The sequence below is a fragment of the Stenotrophomonas sp. 71799_Sma genome (assembly GCF_056482505.1).
Window position 1 is genome coordinate 385,001 of sequence record NZ_CM151202.1, and the last position, 15,636, is coordinate 400,636.

The following is a 15,636-nucleotide window of genomic DNA, read 5'->3' on the forward strand; positions in this document are numbered from 1 at the left end:
CGCTGCGACTGTTTATCAAAAACACAGCACTCTGCAAACACGAAAGTGGACGTATAGGGTGTGACGCCTGCCCGGTGCTGGAAGGTTAATTGATGGGGTCAGCCGCAAGGCGAAGCTCTTGATCGAAGCCCCAGTAAACGGCGGCCGTAACTATAACGGTCCTAAGGTAGCGAAATTCCTTGTCGGGTAAGTTCCGACCTGCACGAATGGCGTAACGACAGCGGCGCTGTCTCCACCCGAGACTCAGTGAAATTGAAATCGCTGTGAAGATGCAGCGTTCCCGTGGCAAGACGGAAAGACCCCGTGAACCTTTACTATAGCTTTACACTGAACGTTGAGTTCGTCTGTGTAGGATAGGTGGGAGGCTATGAAACTGTGGCGCTAGCTGCAGCGGAGCCATCCTTGAAATACCACCCTGTCGTGCTTGACGTTCTAACCTGGGCCCATTATCTGGGTCGGGGACCGTGTATGGTGGGTAGTTTGACTGGGGCGGTCTCCTCCTAAAGAGTAACGGAGGAGCTCGAAGGTACGCTCAGCGCGGTCGGACATCGCGCACTGTGTGCAAAGGCATAAGCGTGCTTGACTGCAAGATCGACGGATCAAGCAGGTAGGAAACTAGGACTTAGTGATCCGGTGGTTCTGTATGGAAGGGCCATCGCTCAACGGATAAAAGGTACTCCGGGGATAACAGGCTGATACCGCCCAAGAGTTCATATCGACGGCGGTGTTTGGCACCTCGATGTCGGCTCATCACATCCTGGGGCTGTAGTCGGTCCCAAGGGTATGGCTGTTCGCCATTTAAAGTGGTACGCGAGCTGGGTTCAGAACGTCGTGAGACAGTTCGGTCCCTATCTGCCATGGGCGTTGGAGATTTGAGAGGGGCTGCTCCTAGTACGAGAGGACCGGAGTGGACGAACCTCTGGTGTTCCGGTTGTCACGCCAGTGGCATTGCCGGGTAGCTATGTTCGGAAGCGATAACCGCTGAAAGCATCTAAGCGGGAAGCGCGCCTCAAGATGAGATCTCCCGGGGCACAAGCCCCCTGAAGGAACCATGTAGACTACGTGGTTGATAGGTCAGGTGTGTAAGTACAGCAATGTATTGAGCTAACTGATACTAATGATCCGAGAGGCTTGACCATATAACCTCAAGTTGCCTTGGCTTTACGACAACGTCGTAAGAGCATCCAAGTGCACGCTACGTCACAAGAACTACGAGAGGCAGGCGCCTTATCCAGCTGTATCGGATGGCGACGCTCCAACCGCCTCCCTGGTGAAATTAGCGCTGTGGAACCACCCGATCCCATCCCGAACTCGGAAGTGAAACGCAGCTGCGCCGATGGTAGTGTGGCTCAAGCCATGCGAGAGTAGGTCATCGCCAGGGTTTACACCCGAGAACCCCGCTGCATGCGCAGCGGGGTTTTTCTTATTAAGTGAAGGCACTGCATTTTCCGGGTGCCTTCCGCCCCAAGGGCAAGATCGCGAAGCTGGCGCTGCAAGCGCTGCTGCAACCGTCTCCCTGGTGAAATTAGCGCTGTGGAACCACCCGATCCCATCCCGAACTCGGAAGTGAAACGCAGCTGCGCCGATGGTAGTGTGGCTCAAGCCATGCGAGAGTAGGTCATCGCCAGGGTTTACACCCAAAACCCCGCTGCTCACGCAGCGGGGTTTTTCTTTGTGCGCGCGAAATGCGGGTAGTGCCGGCCGCTGGCCGGCAACCCGACGGCGTTACATCGCCCGGTAGATCCACGCCATGCGTGGATGCCCTCCGTGAGGAACCACGGCGCCAACCAAGGTTGGCAGCCACCAACAGCTGGCCCACACAGCGATCGTTTGCCGGCCAGCGGCCGGCACTACAAGTAGATCCACGCCATGCGTGGATGCTCTCTGCACGGAACCACGGCGCCAACCAAGGTTGGCATCTAAAACTGCAGGGCGCGATCACACACAAAAAAGCGGCGCCCTTGCGGGCGCCGCCTTGGCTTGCTTCAGTACTCAGTCGAGCAAGCTCGACGCTACTTCGCCGCAGCCGGGGCCTTGTCCTTCATCATCGCGTCGCGGGCTGCCTTGAACGGGTTGCCTTCGTACCAGTTCGGCCAACGATCGCCACCGGCCAGTTCCTTGCCGACGCCGTACATCAGCTGCAGGTCTTCGACGGTGCCGTCCAGCTTCCAGGTGGCCGCATCGAACTCGTCCTTCGGGCCGTGGTAGCGGTTGGCGCCGTAGTCGGCTGCAGCCTTGCGGCCCGCGTCCACGCCACCCTCGCGCAGGTCTTCGCCGCCATCGGCGTACAGGGCCGGCACACCGGCCTTGGCGAAGTTGAAGTGATCGGAACGGAAGTAGAAGCCACTCTGTACCGAGGTCTCGCCGTGCAGGGTACGGTCCTGGGCCGCGGCCAGCGGCTTGAGGATGTCTTCCAGCTCCGAGCTGCCGAAGCCGGTGACGGTCACGTCCTTGGCACGGCCAGCCACCGACATCGCATCGATGTTGATCACGCCGGCGATCTTGTCCAGCGGGAAGGTCGGATGGGCAACGTAGTACTTCGAACCCAGCAGGCCGGATTCTTCCAGGGTCACCGCCAGGAACACCACCGAGCGCTCCGGCTTCGGCTCCTGGTGGGCCATGGCTTCAGCCACCTCGAGGATGCCGGCCACGCCGGTCGCGTTGTCGACCGCGCCGTTGTAGATGTTGTCGCCGGTCTCGCCCTCGTGCTTGCCCAGGTGATCCCAGTGCGCCATGTACAGCACGGCCTCGTCGGCACGCTTGCTGCCCGGCAGTACGCCCACCACGTTGCGCGATTGCTTCTGCGCGATCTGGCTCTTCAGATCGACCGCAGCGGTGGCCTTCAGCGGCACCGGCTTGAAGCCGCGCTTGCTGGCGTCCTTGTAGGCCTGCGCCAGGTCCAGGCCGGCACCGGCGAACAGCGCCTTGGCAGCGTCGGCACTCAGCCAGCCCTGCACCGGAATGCGGGCTTCCGGGTCATCCTTGGCCGGCAGGTCGTACTGCGGGCCTGCCCAGGAGTTCTTCACCACATCCCAGCCGTAGGAAGCGCCGGCGGTGTCGTGCACGATCAGCGCGGCAGCGGCGCCCTTTCGCGCAGCCTCCTCGAACTTGTAGGTCCAGCGCCCGTAATAGGTCATGCGCTTGCCGTCGAACAGCTTCGCGTCATCGACATGGAAGCCCGGGTCGTTGACGAACATGACGACCGTTTTGCCCTTCCAGTCCTGGCCGGCGTAGTCGTTCCACTTCTGCTCCGGCGCGTCGACGCCGTAGCCGACGAACACCAGGTCGCTGGCATCGACCTTCACCTCGGCCTGGCCGGTACGGGTACCCACCACCATGTCGGTGCCGAACTTCAGCTCGGTGGTCTTGCCGCCCTGGGTGATCTTCAGCACGGTCGATTCGTCGGCCGTGGTCTCGGTCATCGGCACATCCTGGAACCAGCTGTCGCCGTTGCCGGGCTGCAGGCCGATGCGCTGCATCTGGTCGCGGATGTAGTTGACCGTCAGTTCCTCGCCCTTGCTGCCCGGGGCGCGGCCTTCGAATTCATCCGAAGCCAGCGTCTTGACCATCTCGGCGAAGTCGCCGGCGTTGATCTCCGGCGAGAACGCATGGGCCGCCGGCTTGGCAGCGGCGGTGTCGGTGGCCGGCGCGGGCGCCGGCGTGTCTTCGCCTTTGCAGGCACTGAGCGCGGCCGCAGCGGCCAGGCACAGGAGGAGTTTGCGGGGCATCGTCGATTCCTGGAAAACAAAGGGCGGCCGCACCACGTGTACGACCGGTAACAGCGAGTATCACCGAACCGATGGGCGCGGTGTGCTCAGTCCGCCGGAGCGGTTTCGGTGTCGAACGGGATCGGCTCGGCGCCGGTGACCGGGCCGATGCGGGCCGTGCGGTGCACGTACAGCACCACCTCGCGTTCGAACTGCAACGGGCCGTCCACCACGGCATTCGGACCGATGATCACGCGTGGCTTGCGGCTGGCGGTCAGCGAGACGCTGAAGTTTGGCTTGCGCACGTGCACACCGCCCTTGACCTGCGAACCGATGCCCACGGTGATGTCACCGTTGACGGTTTCCACGTCGTTGCCGACGCGGCTTTCGACCAGCCCGATGCCACCGTTCACGGTTTCAACGCCGCCTTCGATCTGGCTGCCGCGATCGCTGAAGATGCTGCCGTTGACGGTGCTGACGCTGCCGTGTGCGATCACTTCGCGGCCCAGGCGTACGCCGCCGTTGACCGTTTCGATCTTGCCGGTGCGCGCGCGATCGGCGACCTTGACCCCGCCGTTGACTGTGTCGATGCTGCCGGTCTCGACGCCTTCGCCGACGCGGATGCCGCCGTTGACGGTGTCCAGCTTGCCGTAGCGCTGGCCGGGTTCGGCGCTGATGCTGCCGTTGACCTTGCTGATGTTTTCCTGCGCTGCCACTGGCCCGGTGACCAGCAGTACGCCCAACAGCAGCGGAATGGAGAGAGCTTTCATGGGGACCTCGATGGATGTGCGGCTGGCAGGCCGCGTGCGGAGATGTCACCATTCCCCGGTACCCCCTGCAACTGCCTGAAGTCACTGGAAAGCCCTTGCGCAACAACGCCTTCCCATCACGCCGACATCACATCGCCGCTGCTCGCGGCGGGCGCTGCCTGCTGTTGGGGCTGGCTTTGGCACTGGCGTTGCCGCTGCCGGGCGCCGCGCAGACCACGCGCGAGACCGAGCGCAAGCTGCAGAAGCTGCGCAGTGAGCTGAAGGGCGTGGCGCAGGAGCGTCGGCAGATCGAGGGCCAGCGCGGCCAGGCCTCACAGCAGCTGCGTGAGGCAGATGAAAAGGTGGCCCGCACCGGCCGTGCGCTTGCGCAGACCGAAACCGCGCTGCGCGAGCAGGGAAGGGCCCTGGCCGAGGCCGAACAGCGCCGCAGCACGTTGCAGGCCAACCTCGCCCAGCAGCACCGCGAGCTGGCCGGCCTGCTGCGCGCGGCCTACCAGCTGGGCAACCATGCACCGTTGAAACTGCTGTTGTCGCAGGACACGGTGGCCGATGCCAACCGTGCCCTGGCCTACCACCGCTACCTGCAGCGTGAGCGGGCCCAGCGCATCACCACGCTGACCGCCGACCTGAAGGAACTGGAAGCGCTGCAGGCGCAGATTGCCGAGCGCAAGCAGAAGCTGCAGGGGGCGCAGCAGGACCAGAAGCAGCAGGCAGCGGCGCTGGAAGCCGACCGCCGCGATCGTGCAAAGACCGTGGCCTCGCTGGACGAGCGCTTCAAGGACCAGCGCGAGAAGGAACAGGCGCTGGGCCAGGACGCCAAGGCGCTGGAAACACTGCTGGCCAATCTGCGTGCGGCCGCCGCCCGTGCCGAGGCCGAGCGTCGCGCGGCTGCGCGCCGTGCGGCAGCGGAGAAGGCCGCTGCCGAACGTGCCGCACGCCAGGCCGCGGCACAGGGACGGCCGCCACCGCCCACCAAGGTTCCGCCGGCGGTGGCTTCCGCACCGGCCCCGAAGGTGGGGGGCCTGGGTTGGCCGTTGTCCGGCAACCTGCTGGCCCGCTACGGCGGCAAGCTGCCTGACGGGCGTACCAGCAGCGGCGTGCTGATCGGCGCACCGGCCGGCAGCACCGTCACCGCTGTGGCCGACGGTACCGTGGTGTTCTCCGACTGGATGACCGGCTACGGCATGATCCTGATCGTCGACCACGGCAATGGCTACATGAGCCTGTACGCCCACAACGACACCCTGCTCAAGGACGCCGGTGCACGGGTCAGCCGTGGCGATGCGGTGGCCAAGGTCGGCAACTCGGGGGGCCAAGGGGTCACCGCGCTGTACTTCGAGCTGCGTCGTGGCGGGCAACCGGTGAATCCGGACAGCTGGCTGCAGCGGCGCTGAATCCCCGCTCGCCAGGTGCGGGCTGGATTCAACGGGAATTTAGCTGTGCTTCGCGCATAATCGGTGCATGTGCCTTGGGCACCATGCCACCGTCGACAGGAGTGATCCATGCGCGCAGCCCGTACCGCCACCCTCTTGCTGGCCCTGTTGCCAGCGCTGTCCTGGGCGCAGCAGACCGCGCCCGCCCCGAGCCAGGAAACCGGCGGGCAGGCAGCGAGCAGCGAGGAGGCGGTGACCTCGAAGGTGCCGCTGGAGGACATCCGCCGCTTCGTGGCCGTCTACAACGCAGTGCGGGCCGCCTACGTCGATCCGGTCGATGACAAGAAGCTGATGCAGGCAGCGGTGCGTGGCCTGCTGCTCGACCTCGACCCGCACAGCACCTACTTCAACAAGGAAGACGCGCAGGCCTTCGACGAACAGGCCAGCGGCGCCTACGAAGGCATCGGCGTTGAGCTGCAGCAGCAGCCAGACAACGCCAGCATGAAGGTGATCTCGCCGATCGACGACACGCCGGCGGCCAAGGCCGGCATCCTCGCCGGTGACCTGATCATCGCCATCGACGGCAAGCCGATCAGCGCGATCGATGCCAGCGAACCGCTGCGCGGCCCGGCCGGCAGCAAGGTGGTGCTGACCATCGTGCGCGAAGGCAAGCCCAAGCCGTTCGATGTCAGCCTCACCCGCCAGACCATCCGCGTGACCAGCGTGCGCAGCCGCCTGCTGGAACCGGGCTATGGCTACATCCGCCTGAGCACCTTCCAGGCCGACACCGGTTCGGACTTCCAGAAGCACGTGCAGCAGCTGCAGAAGCAGTCCGGTGGCCAGCTCAAGGGCCTGGTGCTGGACCTGCGCAGCAACCCGGGTGGCCTGCTGACCGCTGCCGTGCAGGTGGCCGACGACCTGCTCGACAAGGGCAACATCGTCAGTACCCGCGGCCGCATCAGCATCAGCGATGCACGTTTCGATGCAACGCCGGGCGACCTGCTGAAGGGCGCACCGGTGGTGGTGCTGGTCGACGCCGGTTCGGCCAGTGCCTCGGAAGTGCTGGCCGGCGCACTGCGCGACAACAAGCGCGCCCGCGTGGTTGGCAGCCGCACCTTCGGCAAGGGCTCGGTGCAGACCGTGCTGCCGCTGGACAACGGTGACTCGGTGAAGCTGACCACCGCGCGTTATTACACGCCCAGCGGCAAGTCGATCCAGGCCACGGGCATCGTGCCGGAGGTCGAACTGAAGCCGGCCGCTACGCCGGCCGAGGATGCACTGCCGGCCAGCCTGAGCGATTACAGCGAAGCGACCCTGCCGGGCCATCTGCGCGGTGACGACGAGGGCACCGAGGGCTATCACGCCGGTGCGGTACTGCCGGGCGATGGCCCGATCAACGACGCGCTGGCCGAGCTGAAGAACCCGGGTTCGGTGGCTGCACGCTTGAAGGCCGAAGCGGCGAAAGTGGATGCGGCCAAGGCTGCGAAGGCCGCTGCCGCGAAGCCGGAGGCGAAGGGAGAAGCGAAGCCGGAAGCGAAGCCGGAAGCGAAGCCGGAAGCGAAGCCGGAAGCGAAGCCCGCACCCGTCCCGGCCAAGCCCTGATTCTGTAGAGTCGAGCCGTGCTCGACTGATCCAAGAACGAGCGGGTGCGCGTGGAGCCGGCCAGCGGCCGGCACTACCAGGGGTCAGAAGCCGTGGCGCTTGCGCAGGCGGCGGGCGATGGCCGCCCGCACGTAGACCCCGTACACCACGCCGAACACGAAGCCGCCGATGTGCGCCCACCAGGCCACCATGCCGAAGCTTGGGCCGATATGGGCGAACACCACCTGCAGGGCGGCCCAGACGCCGATCAGCAGGTAGGCCGGGGCGCGCACGAACTCCAGGAACAGGCCGAGCGGAATGACCACGCCCAGCCGGGCGCCCGGGAACAGGGCCAGATAGGCGCCGATCAGTGCGGACACCGCGCCGCTGGCACCGATGATGATCTGGTCCGGGCTGCCCATGGTGTAGATCGCCACCAGGTTGGACACCGCGCCTCCGACCAGGAACAGCAGCAGCAGCCGCCACGGGCCCAGCACCCGCTCAGCAGGCAGGCCGAAGATCAGCAGGAATACCAGGTTGCCCAGCAGGTGTGACCAGTCCGCGTGCAGGAACAGGGCCGTGAACAGCCGCAGCACGCTGCCGTCCTGCAGGGTCGCCCACCAGTCCAGCGGGTGGGTCAGGCCGGTGGACAGGGCGCCCCAGTCCAGCCAGAGGCTGCCCCGGGCGTCGTCCGGACGCGAGATCGACCACAGGAACGCCAGCCACAGTGCCGCAAACAGCACGGGCGTGGCCCAGCGCAGGGCCGCCTTCTTGCGCGACGGGAGGGAGACGAACATGGGCAATAGCCTAGCGTGCGGGCGCTTACGGCGGGGATTGTCCTGTTCAGCTTCTGGGACGAAAAAAGCGCCTGCGCTGTTATTGTTTCATTAACAGCTCTGGGTAATACTCGCATACGGCGTCGTATGTCGGGAGGGGAATCCGGCGCGCTCCGAAGGGCCCCAAGGCCTGCCGGGCGCAGGCGCACTCAGAGCACCATCACCGCTTACCGGAGAGAGAACTACGATGCAAACCGCTTCCACCATTGCCCGTCTGACCCTGCTGGCCGTCGGCGTTGCCGGTGCGCTGGCCGCCGCCGATGCCAACGCTGCCGCCTTCCAGCTGAAGGAAAACAGCGCCAAGGGCCTCGGCCGCGCGTTCGCCGGTTCCGGCAGCGCCGAAGGCGACGCCTCCATCATCGCCGTCAACCCGGCCGGCATGCGCCAGCTGGAAGGCACGATGGTCCAGGGCGACCTGAGCGCCATCAGCTTCAAGGCCGAGTTCAAGGGCCAGGGCCGCAATGCGGCAGGCCGCCCGCAGACCGGTGGTGACGGCGGCGACGCCGGCATGATCGCTCCGGTCCCGGCTGCGTACTTCCACATGCCGATCGGCGAGAAGGCCCACTTCGGTGTGTCGCTGACCGCACCGTTCGGCTTCAAGACCGAATACGACAACGGTTGGGTGGGTCGTTACAGCGGCCTGAAGACCGATCTGAAGGCCATCGACCTTGGCTTCGCCGCGTCGTATGACGTCAACCCGTACGTGTCGTTCGGCGCGTCGGTGTTCGTCGAGCACCTGACCATCGAGCTGAGCAACGCCGTCGACTACGGCAGCATCCTGGCCGGCGCCGGCGCTCCGGGCTTCGCCCCGGGCAGCGCGGATGGCACCCTGAAGATCGAGGGTGACAACAATGCCGTGGGCTGGACCGTCGGTGGCCTGTTCTCGATCGACGAGAACACCCACATCGGCCTGAGCTACCGTTCGAAGGTCGAGCACAAGATCACCGGTGGTGATGCGACCTTCAGCGGCGCCGACCGCGCACGTTCGCTGCTGACCAACTCGCCGCGTACCCGCGGTTGGTTCATGGACACCAGCGGCAAGGCCACGGTGACCATGCCGGCCTCGGCCACCCTGAGCGTGACCCACAAGGTCAACGACCGCTGGACCGTGATGGGCGACGTGACCCGTACCGCCTGGTCGACCGCCTTTGACAGCGTCACCGTCGACTACGCGTCGCCGCAGGCGGACTCGGTCCTGGAGTTCGGCTACCGTGACACCACCTTCGTGTCGCTGGGCGCCGACTACAAGCTGAGCGACACCGTCACCCTGCGCGGTGGTGTTGCACTGGACCAGACCCCGACCACCGACGCCCACCGCGACGTGCGCGTGCCGGATACCAGCCGCAAGTGGCTGTCGCTGGGCGTGGGCTGGACCCCGTCGGCAAACACCGAGTACAACTTTGGCTACACCCACCTGTTCACCAGCGATCCGAACGTGAACGTGCGTGCGACCACTGCCAACCAGGGCAACTCGCTGTCGGGCAAGTACAAGGTCCGTGGCGACGTGTTGGCGGCTTCGTTCCAGTACAAGTTCTGATTCGGGCCTCGGCCTGACGCAGCACACGGAAGGCCCCGCGCAAGCGGGGCTTTCTTTTTCTGTGACCACGGGCCATCCACGCGTGGCGTGGATCTACTGAAGAGCGCAGCCATCCACGGCGTGGATCCACGACAATAGCGCCATGAACCTGTCCGATCCGAACTTCCAGCTGGAGCTGGCTGCCAACATCGCCGTCGCCGGCTCGATCCTGCTGGCCGGCCGCAACAACGTGCACACCTGGTGGCTGGGCATCGTCGGCTGTGCGCTGTTTGCCGCGGTGTTCGAGCGCTCACATCTGTACGCGGACATGGTGCTGCAGTTCTTCTTCATTGCCATCAGCGTGCTGGGCTGGTGGCAGTGGCTGCGTGGCGATCACGGTGCGCCGCTGCCGATCACCTCATTGCGACCGCGTGCATGGGCCTGGCTGGCGCCGCTGGCGGTGGTGGCCACGTTCGGCTACGGCTGGATGCTGACCCGCCTGACCAACGCCTACGCGCCCTACATCGATTCGGCGGTGCTGGTGCTGAGCGTGATCGCGCAGATCCTGATGATGCGGCGCAAGCTGGAATCGTGGTGGGTGTGGCTGTTGGTGAACACCGTGGCAGTGCCGCTGTACTACAGCCGTGGCCTGCACCTGACCTCGATCCTGTATGTGGGCTTCTGGATCAACGCGCTGGTGGCGTTGCGTCATTGGCGCGGCCTGATGCGGGTGTAGCGCCGAGCCCACGCTCGGCTGCACCGTGCAAGCCGAGCATGGGCTCGGCACTACAGGAAAAAAGGCACAAAAAACCCCGCTTTCGCGGGGTTTTTCGTTCACCGCATCAACCGGGCGATCAGTCGCCCAGGGTCAGCAGCGAGGCGTTGCCGCCGGCAGCGGTGGTGTTCACCGTTACCGTCTTTTCAGTGGCGAAGCGCAGCAGGTAGTGCGGGCCGCCGGCCTTCGGGCCGGTGCCGGACAGGCCCTGGCCGCCGAACGGCTGCACGCCGACCACCGCACCGATCTGGTTGCGGTTGACGTAGACGTTGCCGACGTGGACGCCGTTGCTGATGCGGTCGACGGTCTCGTCAATGCGCGAATGCACGCCCAGGGTCAGGCCGTAGCCGGTGGCGTTGATCTGGTCGATCACCGCGTCGAGCTGGTCGCCCTTCCAGCGGATCACGTGCAGGACCGGACCGAACACTTCCTTCTGCAACTGGCCCAGGTCCTTCAGTTCGTACGCACGCGGTGCGAAGAAGGTGCCATTGACGGCTTCGGTGGACAGTTCGGCAGCGGCGATCAGGCGTGCTTCGCGGTCCATGCGTTCGGCGTGGTCCTGCAGGATCTTCAGCGCGTCGGCGTCGATCACCGGGCCGACGTCGGTGGACAGCAGGCCGGGGTTGCCGACCTTCAGTTCCTTCATCGCACCGGCCAGCATGGTCATCACCTTGTCGGCGATGTCGTCCTGCACGAACAGCACGCGCGCGGCCGAGCAACGCTGGCCGGCAGAGGTGAAGGCCGAACCGATCGCGTCCTTGACCAGCTGTTCCGGCAGTGCCGAGGAGTCGGCAATGAAGGCATTCTGGCCACCGGTCTCGGCAATCAGCACACCGATGGCGGCGTCACGTGCGGCCATCGCGCGGTTGATCGCACGGGCGGTGTCGGTGGAGCCGGTGAAGGCCACGCCGGCCACGCGCGGGTCGGCGGTCAGCGCGGCACCGACGGTGGCACCGTCGCCCGGCAGGAACTGCACCACCTCGGCCGGCACGCCGGCGTCGTGCAGCAGCTTCACCGCGTAGTAGCCGATCAGGTTGGTCTGCTCGGCCGGCTTGGCGATGACGCTGTTGCCGGCGGCCAGGGCGGCAGCGACCTGGCCCAGGAAGATCGCCAGCGGGAAGTTCCACGGGCTGATGCAGACGAACACGCCACGGCCGTGCAGTTGCAGCTCGTTGGACTCACCGGTCGGGCTTGGCAGCTTCTCGGCGTGGCTGAACTGCTCGCGCGCCTGCTTGGCGTAGTAGCGCAGGAAGTCCACCGCTTCGCGCACTTCGGCGATGCTGTCGGGCAGGCTCTTGCCAGCTTCCTTCACGCACAGCGCCATGAACTCCGGCATGCGCGCTTCCAGCTGGTCGGCGGCGTGCTCGAGGATGGCGGCGCGGCTGGCGGCCGGGGTGCGGTTCCAGGCCGGCTGCGCGGCCACGGCGTTGGCCAGGGCCTTCTGCACGGTGGCGGCATCGGCGGCCAGCCACTGGCCGACCACTTCGCGGGTGTCGGCCGGATTGGTCACCGGCAGCGCGGCGCCGGCCGGGTTCGCACCCGGCACCAGCGGGGCGGCCTGCCACGGCTTCACTGCAGCGTTGATCTGCTCGGCGAGGGCGCGCAGTTCGTTGTCGTTGGCGAGGTTGGCGCCCATGGAGTTCTTCCTGTCGTGGTTCTGGCTGCGCAGCAGGTCAACCGGCAGCGGGATCTTGGGATGCGGAATCGATTCGAACGAAGCAACCATCTCGACCGGATCGCGGATCAGGTCGGCGATCGGCACGCGCTCGTCGGTGATGCGGTTGACGAAGCTGGAGTTGGCGCCGTTTTCCAGCAGGCGACGCACCAGGTACGGCAGCAGGTCTTCATGCGAACCGACCGGCGCATACACGCGGCAGGGCAGGTTCAAGCGATCGGCCGGCACTACTTCGGCGTACAGGTCGTCGCCCATGCCGTGCAGCTTCTGGTGCTCGTACACGCCGCCATTGGCGATGCTGCGCACGGCCGCGATGGTGTGCGCGTTGTGCGTGGCGAACATCGGGTAGATCGCGTCGGCATGCGTGAACAGGCGCTTGGCGCAGGCCAGGTAGGAGACATCGGTGTTCTGCTTGCGGGTGAACACCGGGTAGCCCGGGTAGCCTTCGATCTGCGCGCGCTTGATCTCGGCGTCCCAGTAGGCGCCCTTGACCAGGCGCACCTGCAGGCGGCGACCGGCGCGGCGCGCCATGTCGGCCAGGTGGTCGATCGTGTACGGCGTGCGCTTCTGGTAGGCCTGCACGACCACACCAAAGCCATCCCAGCCGGCCAGCGAGGCGTCGGAGAACACCTGCTCGATGATGTCCAGCGACAGTTCCAGGCGGTCGGACTCTTCGGCGTCGACGGTGCAGCCGATGCCGTAGCTCTTGGCCAGTTGTGCCAGTTCCAGCACGCCCGGCACCAGGTCCTTCAGCACGCGCTCGCGCTTGGCGTGCTCGTAGCGCGGGTACAGCGCCGACAGCTTGATCGAGATGCCCGGCGCGTTGTTGACGTCGCCGTCCGGACGGCCGCCGCGTGCCTTGTGGTCGCCGCCGATGGCGTGGATCGCACGACGGTAGTCTTCCAGGTAGCGCAGCGCGTCCTTCATGGTCAGCGCGCCTTCGCCCAGCATGTCGAAGGAGTAGCGGTAGTTCGCGTTGTCGCCCTTGTGCGAGCGCGACAGCGCTTCGCTGATGGTGCGGCCCATGACGAACTGGTGGCCCATGATCTTCATCGCCTGGCGCACGGCCAGGCGCACCACCGGCTCACCGACGCGGCCGACCAGGCGCTTGAACGCGCTGGGCGCATCGGCACGGGTGGCGTCGTTCATCTGCACCAGCTTGCCGGTCAGCATCAGGCCCCAGGTGGAGGCGTTGACCAGCACCGAGTCGCTGCCGCCCAGGTGCTTTTCCCAGTCGGCATCGGCCAGCTTGTCGCGGATCAGCTTGTCGGCGGTGTCCTGGTCCGGAATGCGCAGCAGCGCCTCGGCCACGCACATCAGCAGCACGCCTTCCTCGCTGCCCAGGTCGTACTGGCGCATGAAGGCTTCGATCGCGCCCTGGTCCTTGGCACGCACGCGCACGCGGCCGACCAGGTCGGCGGCCAGCGCCTGCACCTTGGCCTGCTCTTCGGCGGGCAGGCGGGCCTGCGCCAGCAGCTCGCGCACGTGGCTGGCCTCGTCCTTCAACCAGCCATCGGTGATGGCCTGGCGGAACGGGTTGGGGGGCGCCGGCAGTTCCGGCGACAGCAGCGCGCCGGGACGCGGAGCGTCGTGGGCGGCAGGGGAGGAGGAAGGTGCGTTCATGCCGGTCCGGCCAGTGGAAAACTTGGCGATTTTAATCATTTTTGCGGGTTGCGGAAGTGCCCATCAGCCACCTTCGTGAAGCGCTGATAGCCCCTAGCTGCGGTGGATTCAGCGTGTTCAGCAAGCTCGGCAGAATTTGTGCTGAATTCGTCATTCGTACCGCCGACCTCATGCTGTGTTGCAGCATGGTAAAAAGTGTGAATGCACCCTTGCTACCGGCGAGAGGGCGGGGCTACCATCGAGACGTTTCCCGCGGCAGGAACGCGGTTGCGACATGATCGAGGTGCTTCCAGCTCCGGATGGGTCAGGTACGCAGCTGCGGCTGCGTCCCCCACGGGCGCTCGATGCCCGGCAGTTCGTCCTGTTGTTCACCGTGTTGTCGGGTGCGATGTGGCTGGTGTCCGCCCTCGGGTGGTTGGCCGGCAATGCATTCGCCCCCCTGTTCGCGCTGCTGTACAGCCTGGTGCTGGCGGCGGCACTGCGTGCCTTGTGGCGCAGTGGTGAACGGCAGGAGGAGATCCGGGTAGTGCCGGCGTACGTGGAGGTCATCCCCGTACCCGGTGGATCGCCGGTGTTCCGGGCCCACCCCCACTGGGTGCGCCTGCTCACCGACGACGAGAGGGTCCGGCTGGCATCCAGCGGCCGGCAGGTGGAGGTGGGGAGTTTCCTCGCGCCGGCCGAACGTCAGACGCTCGCAGAGACACTTGAAAGCTTGCTCGCCGCCAGCGATGGCGGCAACCGACGACGCTAAGGGTCTAGGCAATGAAGCAAAGCAGCAGGTGGGGCACGAAGTGCGTTGCAGCGGTCGCCGCCATGGTGGCCGGGGGACTGATGCCGGCGTTGGCCTGGGCCCAGGCGGCCGATCCCAAGCCGTGGCAGCTGAACATGGGCAAGGGGGTGACCCAGACCTCGCGCCTGGCCTGGGAATCGAACAATCTCTCGTTGATCATCTGCACGGTGATCGGCGTCATCGTGTTCGGGGCGATGGCCTACGCCATCTTCAAGTTCCGCAAATCCAAGGGTGCGGTCGCCGCCACCTTCAGCCACAACACCAAGGCCGAGATCATCTGGACGGTGATCCCGGTGATCATCCTGATCGTGATGGCATGGCCGGCCACGGCCAACCTGATCAAGATGTACGACACCCGCGATGCCGAGATGACGGTGAAGGTCACCGGCTACCAGTGGATGTGGAAGTACGAATATCTCGGCGAGAACGTCACCTTCACCAGCCGCCTGGACCGCGAGTCCGACCGCGTGCGGCAAAGTGGCATCGTGCCGACCCGCGAGACTCACCCGCATTACCTGCTGGATGTCGACAACCGCCTGGTGCTGCCGGTCGATACCAAGGTGCGCTTCGTCATCACCTCCGACGACGTGATCCACGCCTGGTGGGTGCCGGCGCTGGGCTGGAAGCAGGACGCCATCCCCGGTTTCATCAATGAGGCCTGGACCAGCATCGAGCAGCCCGGCGTCTACCGCGGCCAGTGCGCCGAGCTGTGCGGCAAGGACCATGGCTTCATGCCGATCGTGGTCGAGGCGGTGTCCAAGGAAGAGTTCAAGCAGTGGCTGGCGCAGCGCAAGCCGGCGCCGCCCGCCGAGCCGGCAACGCCGGCGGCACCTGCCGAACCGGCTGCACCGACTGCACCGGCGAGCGAGGCACCGGCTGCGCCTGCTGCTGCAGAAGCGGGCAGCGCGCCTGCCACCGCGGCCAACGGAGCGTGATGTAAAGCCCGCGGCCGTTCGCGGCCGTGGTGACAACCGATTCTGAGAGGTGTTT

The 15,636-nt window shown here is 65.8% G+C and carries 10 protein-coding genes and 3 rRNA genes (1 of these 13 running past the window's edge); 9 read left to right on the forward strand and 4 right to left on the reverse strand.

Annotated elements, in window-relative coordinates; all coding sequences use genetic code 11:
• From ACZK4Z_RS01725 to rrf (ACZK4Z_RS01735), 3 genes are all read left to right on the forward strand, one after another.
• Positions 1 to 1,139: ribosomal RNA gene (locus ACZK4Z_RS01725) — 23S ribosomal RNA — on the forward strand; it begins 1,741 nt to the left of the window's first position.
• A 127-nt stretch (positions 1,140 to 1,266) separates the two neighbouring features.
• Positions 1,267 to 1,381, forward strand: a 5S ribosomal RNA gene (rrf, locus tag ACZK4Z_RS01730).
• A 134-nt stretch (positions 1,382 to 1,515) separates the two neighbouring features.
• Positions 1,516 to 1,630: ribosomal RNA gene (rrf, locus tag ACZK4Z_RS01735) — 5S ribosomal RNA — on the forward strand.
• Between the two features lie 382 nt (positions 1,631 to 2,012).
• Here rrf (ACZK4Z_RS01735) and ACZK4Z_RS01740 read toward each other — a convergent pair.
• Both ACZK4Z_RS01740 and ACZK4Z_RS01745 read right to left on the reverse strand, forming a co-directional pair.
• Positions 2,013 to 3,728 (reverse strand): M28 family metallopeptidase, encoded by a 1,716-nt coding sequence (locus tag ACZK4Z_RS01740; protein WP_049421206.1) that lies wholly within the window; start codon positions 3,726 to 3,728, stop codon positions 2,013 to 2,015.
• 86 nt (positions 3,729 to 3,814) lie between these two features.
• Positions 3,815 to 4,477 (reverse strand): DUF4097 family beta strand repeat-containing protein, encoded by a 663-nt coding sequence (locus ACZK4Z_RS01745; RefSeq protein ID WP_032129713.1) that lies wholly within the window; start codon positions 4,475 to 4,477, stop codon positions 3,815 to 3,817.
• A 95-nt stretch (positions 4,478 to 4,572) separates the two neighbouring features.
• Between ACZK4Z_RS01745 and ACZK4Z_RS01750 the strand changes: the two genes are divergently transcribed.
• Both ACZK4Z_RS01750 and ACZK4Z_RS01755 read left to right on the forward strand, forming a co-directional pair.
• Positions 4,573 to 5,871 (forward strand): murein hydrolase activator EnvC family protein, encoded by a 1,299-nt coding sequence (locus ACZK4Z_RS01750; RefSeq protein WP_010484243.1) that lies wholly within the window; start codon positions 4,573 to 4,575, stop codon positions 5,869 to 5,871.
• 108 nt (positions 5,872 to 5,979) lie between these two features.
• Entirely contained in the window at positions 5,980 to 7,452 is a 1,473-nt protein-coding gene (locus tag ACZK4Z_RS01755) for a S41 family peptidase (protein ID WP_478451139.1), read from the forward strand.
• Between the two features lie 83 nt (positions 7,453 to 7,535).
• On the opposite strand, the gene ACZK4Z_RS01760 is transcribed toward ACZK4Z_RS01755, so the two are convergent.
• Positions 7,536 to 8,228: a rhomboid family intramembrane serine protease gene (locus tag ACZK4Z_RS01760; protein WP_019662230.1), complete on the reverse strand. Its 693-nt coding sequence runs from the start codon at positions 8,226 to 8,228 to the stop codon at positions 7,536 to 7,538.
• Between the two features lie 226 nt (positions 8,229 to 8,454).
• Here ACZK4Z_RS01760 and ACZK4Z_RS01765 point away from each other — a divergent pair, with 226 nt between their 5' ends.
• Positions 8,455 to 9,804, forward strand: a complete 1,350-nt coding sequence (locus tag ACZK4Z_RS01765; RefSeq protein ID WP_032129717.1) for an outer membrane protein transport protein — start codon at positions 8,455 to 8,457, stop codon at positions 9,802 to 9,804.
• 142 nt (positions 9,805 to 9,946) lie between these two features.
• Complete coding sequence (gene pnuC / locus ACZK4Z_RS01770; protein WP_032129718.1) at positions 9,947 to 10,519, forward strand: nicotinamide riboside transporter PnuC; 573 nt, start codon at positions 9,947 to 9,949, stop codon at positions 10,517 to 10,519.
• Between the two features lie 118 nt (positions 10,520 to 10,637).
• Here pnuC and putA read toward each other — a convergent pair whose 3' ends face one another.
• On the reverse strand, positions 10,638 to 13,856 hold the full coding sequence (gene putA / locus ACZK4Z_RS01775) for a bifunctional proline dehydrogenase/L-glutamate gamma-semialdehyde dehydrogenase PutA (RefSeq protein WP_125895784.1): 3,219 nt from the start codon (positions 13,854 to 13,856) through the stop codon (positions 10,638 to 10,640).
• Between the two features lie 274 nt (positions 13,857 to 14,130).
• On the opposite strand from putA, the gene ACZK4Z_RS01780 reads away from it, so the two are divergent.
• A complete protein-coding gene (locus ACZK4Z_RS01780; protein ID WP_004153894.1) occupies positions 14,131 to 14,607 on the forward strand; it encodes a DUF2244 domain-containing protein in 477 nt (158 codons plus the stop codon).
• Positions 14,608 to 14,618: 11 nt separating this feature from the next.
• Positions 14,619 to 15,581, forward strand: a complete 963-nt coding sequence (coxB, locus tag ACZK4Z_RS01785) for a cytochrome c oxidase subunit II (RefSeq protein ID WP_125895785.1) — start codon at positions 14,619 to 14,621, stop codon at positions 15,579 to 15,581.
• Positions 15,582 to 15,636: the final 55 nt, after the last annotated feature.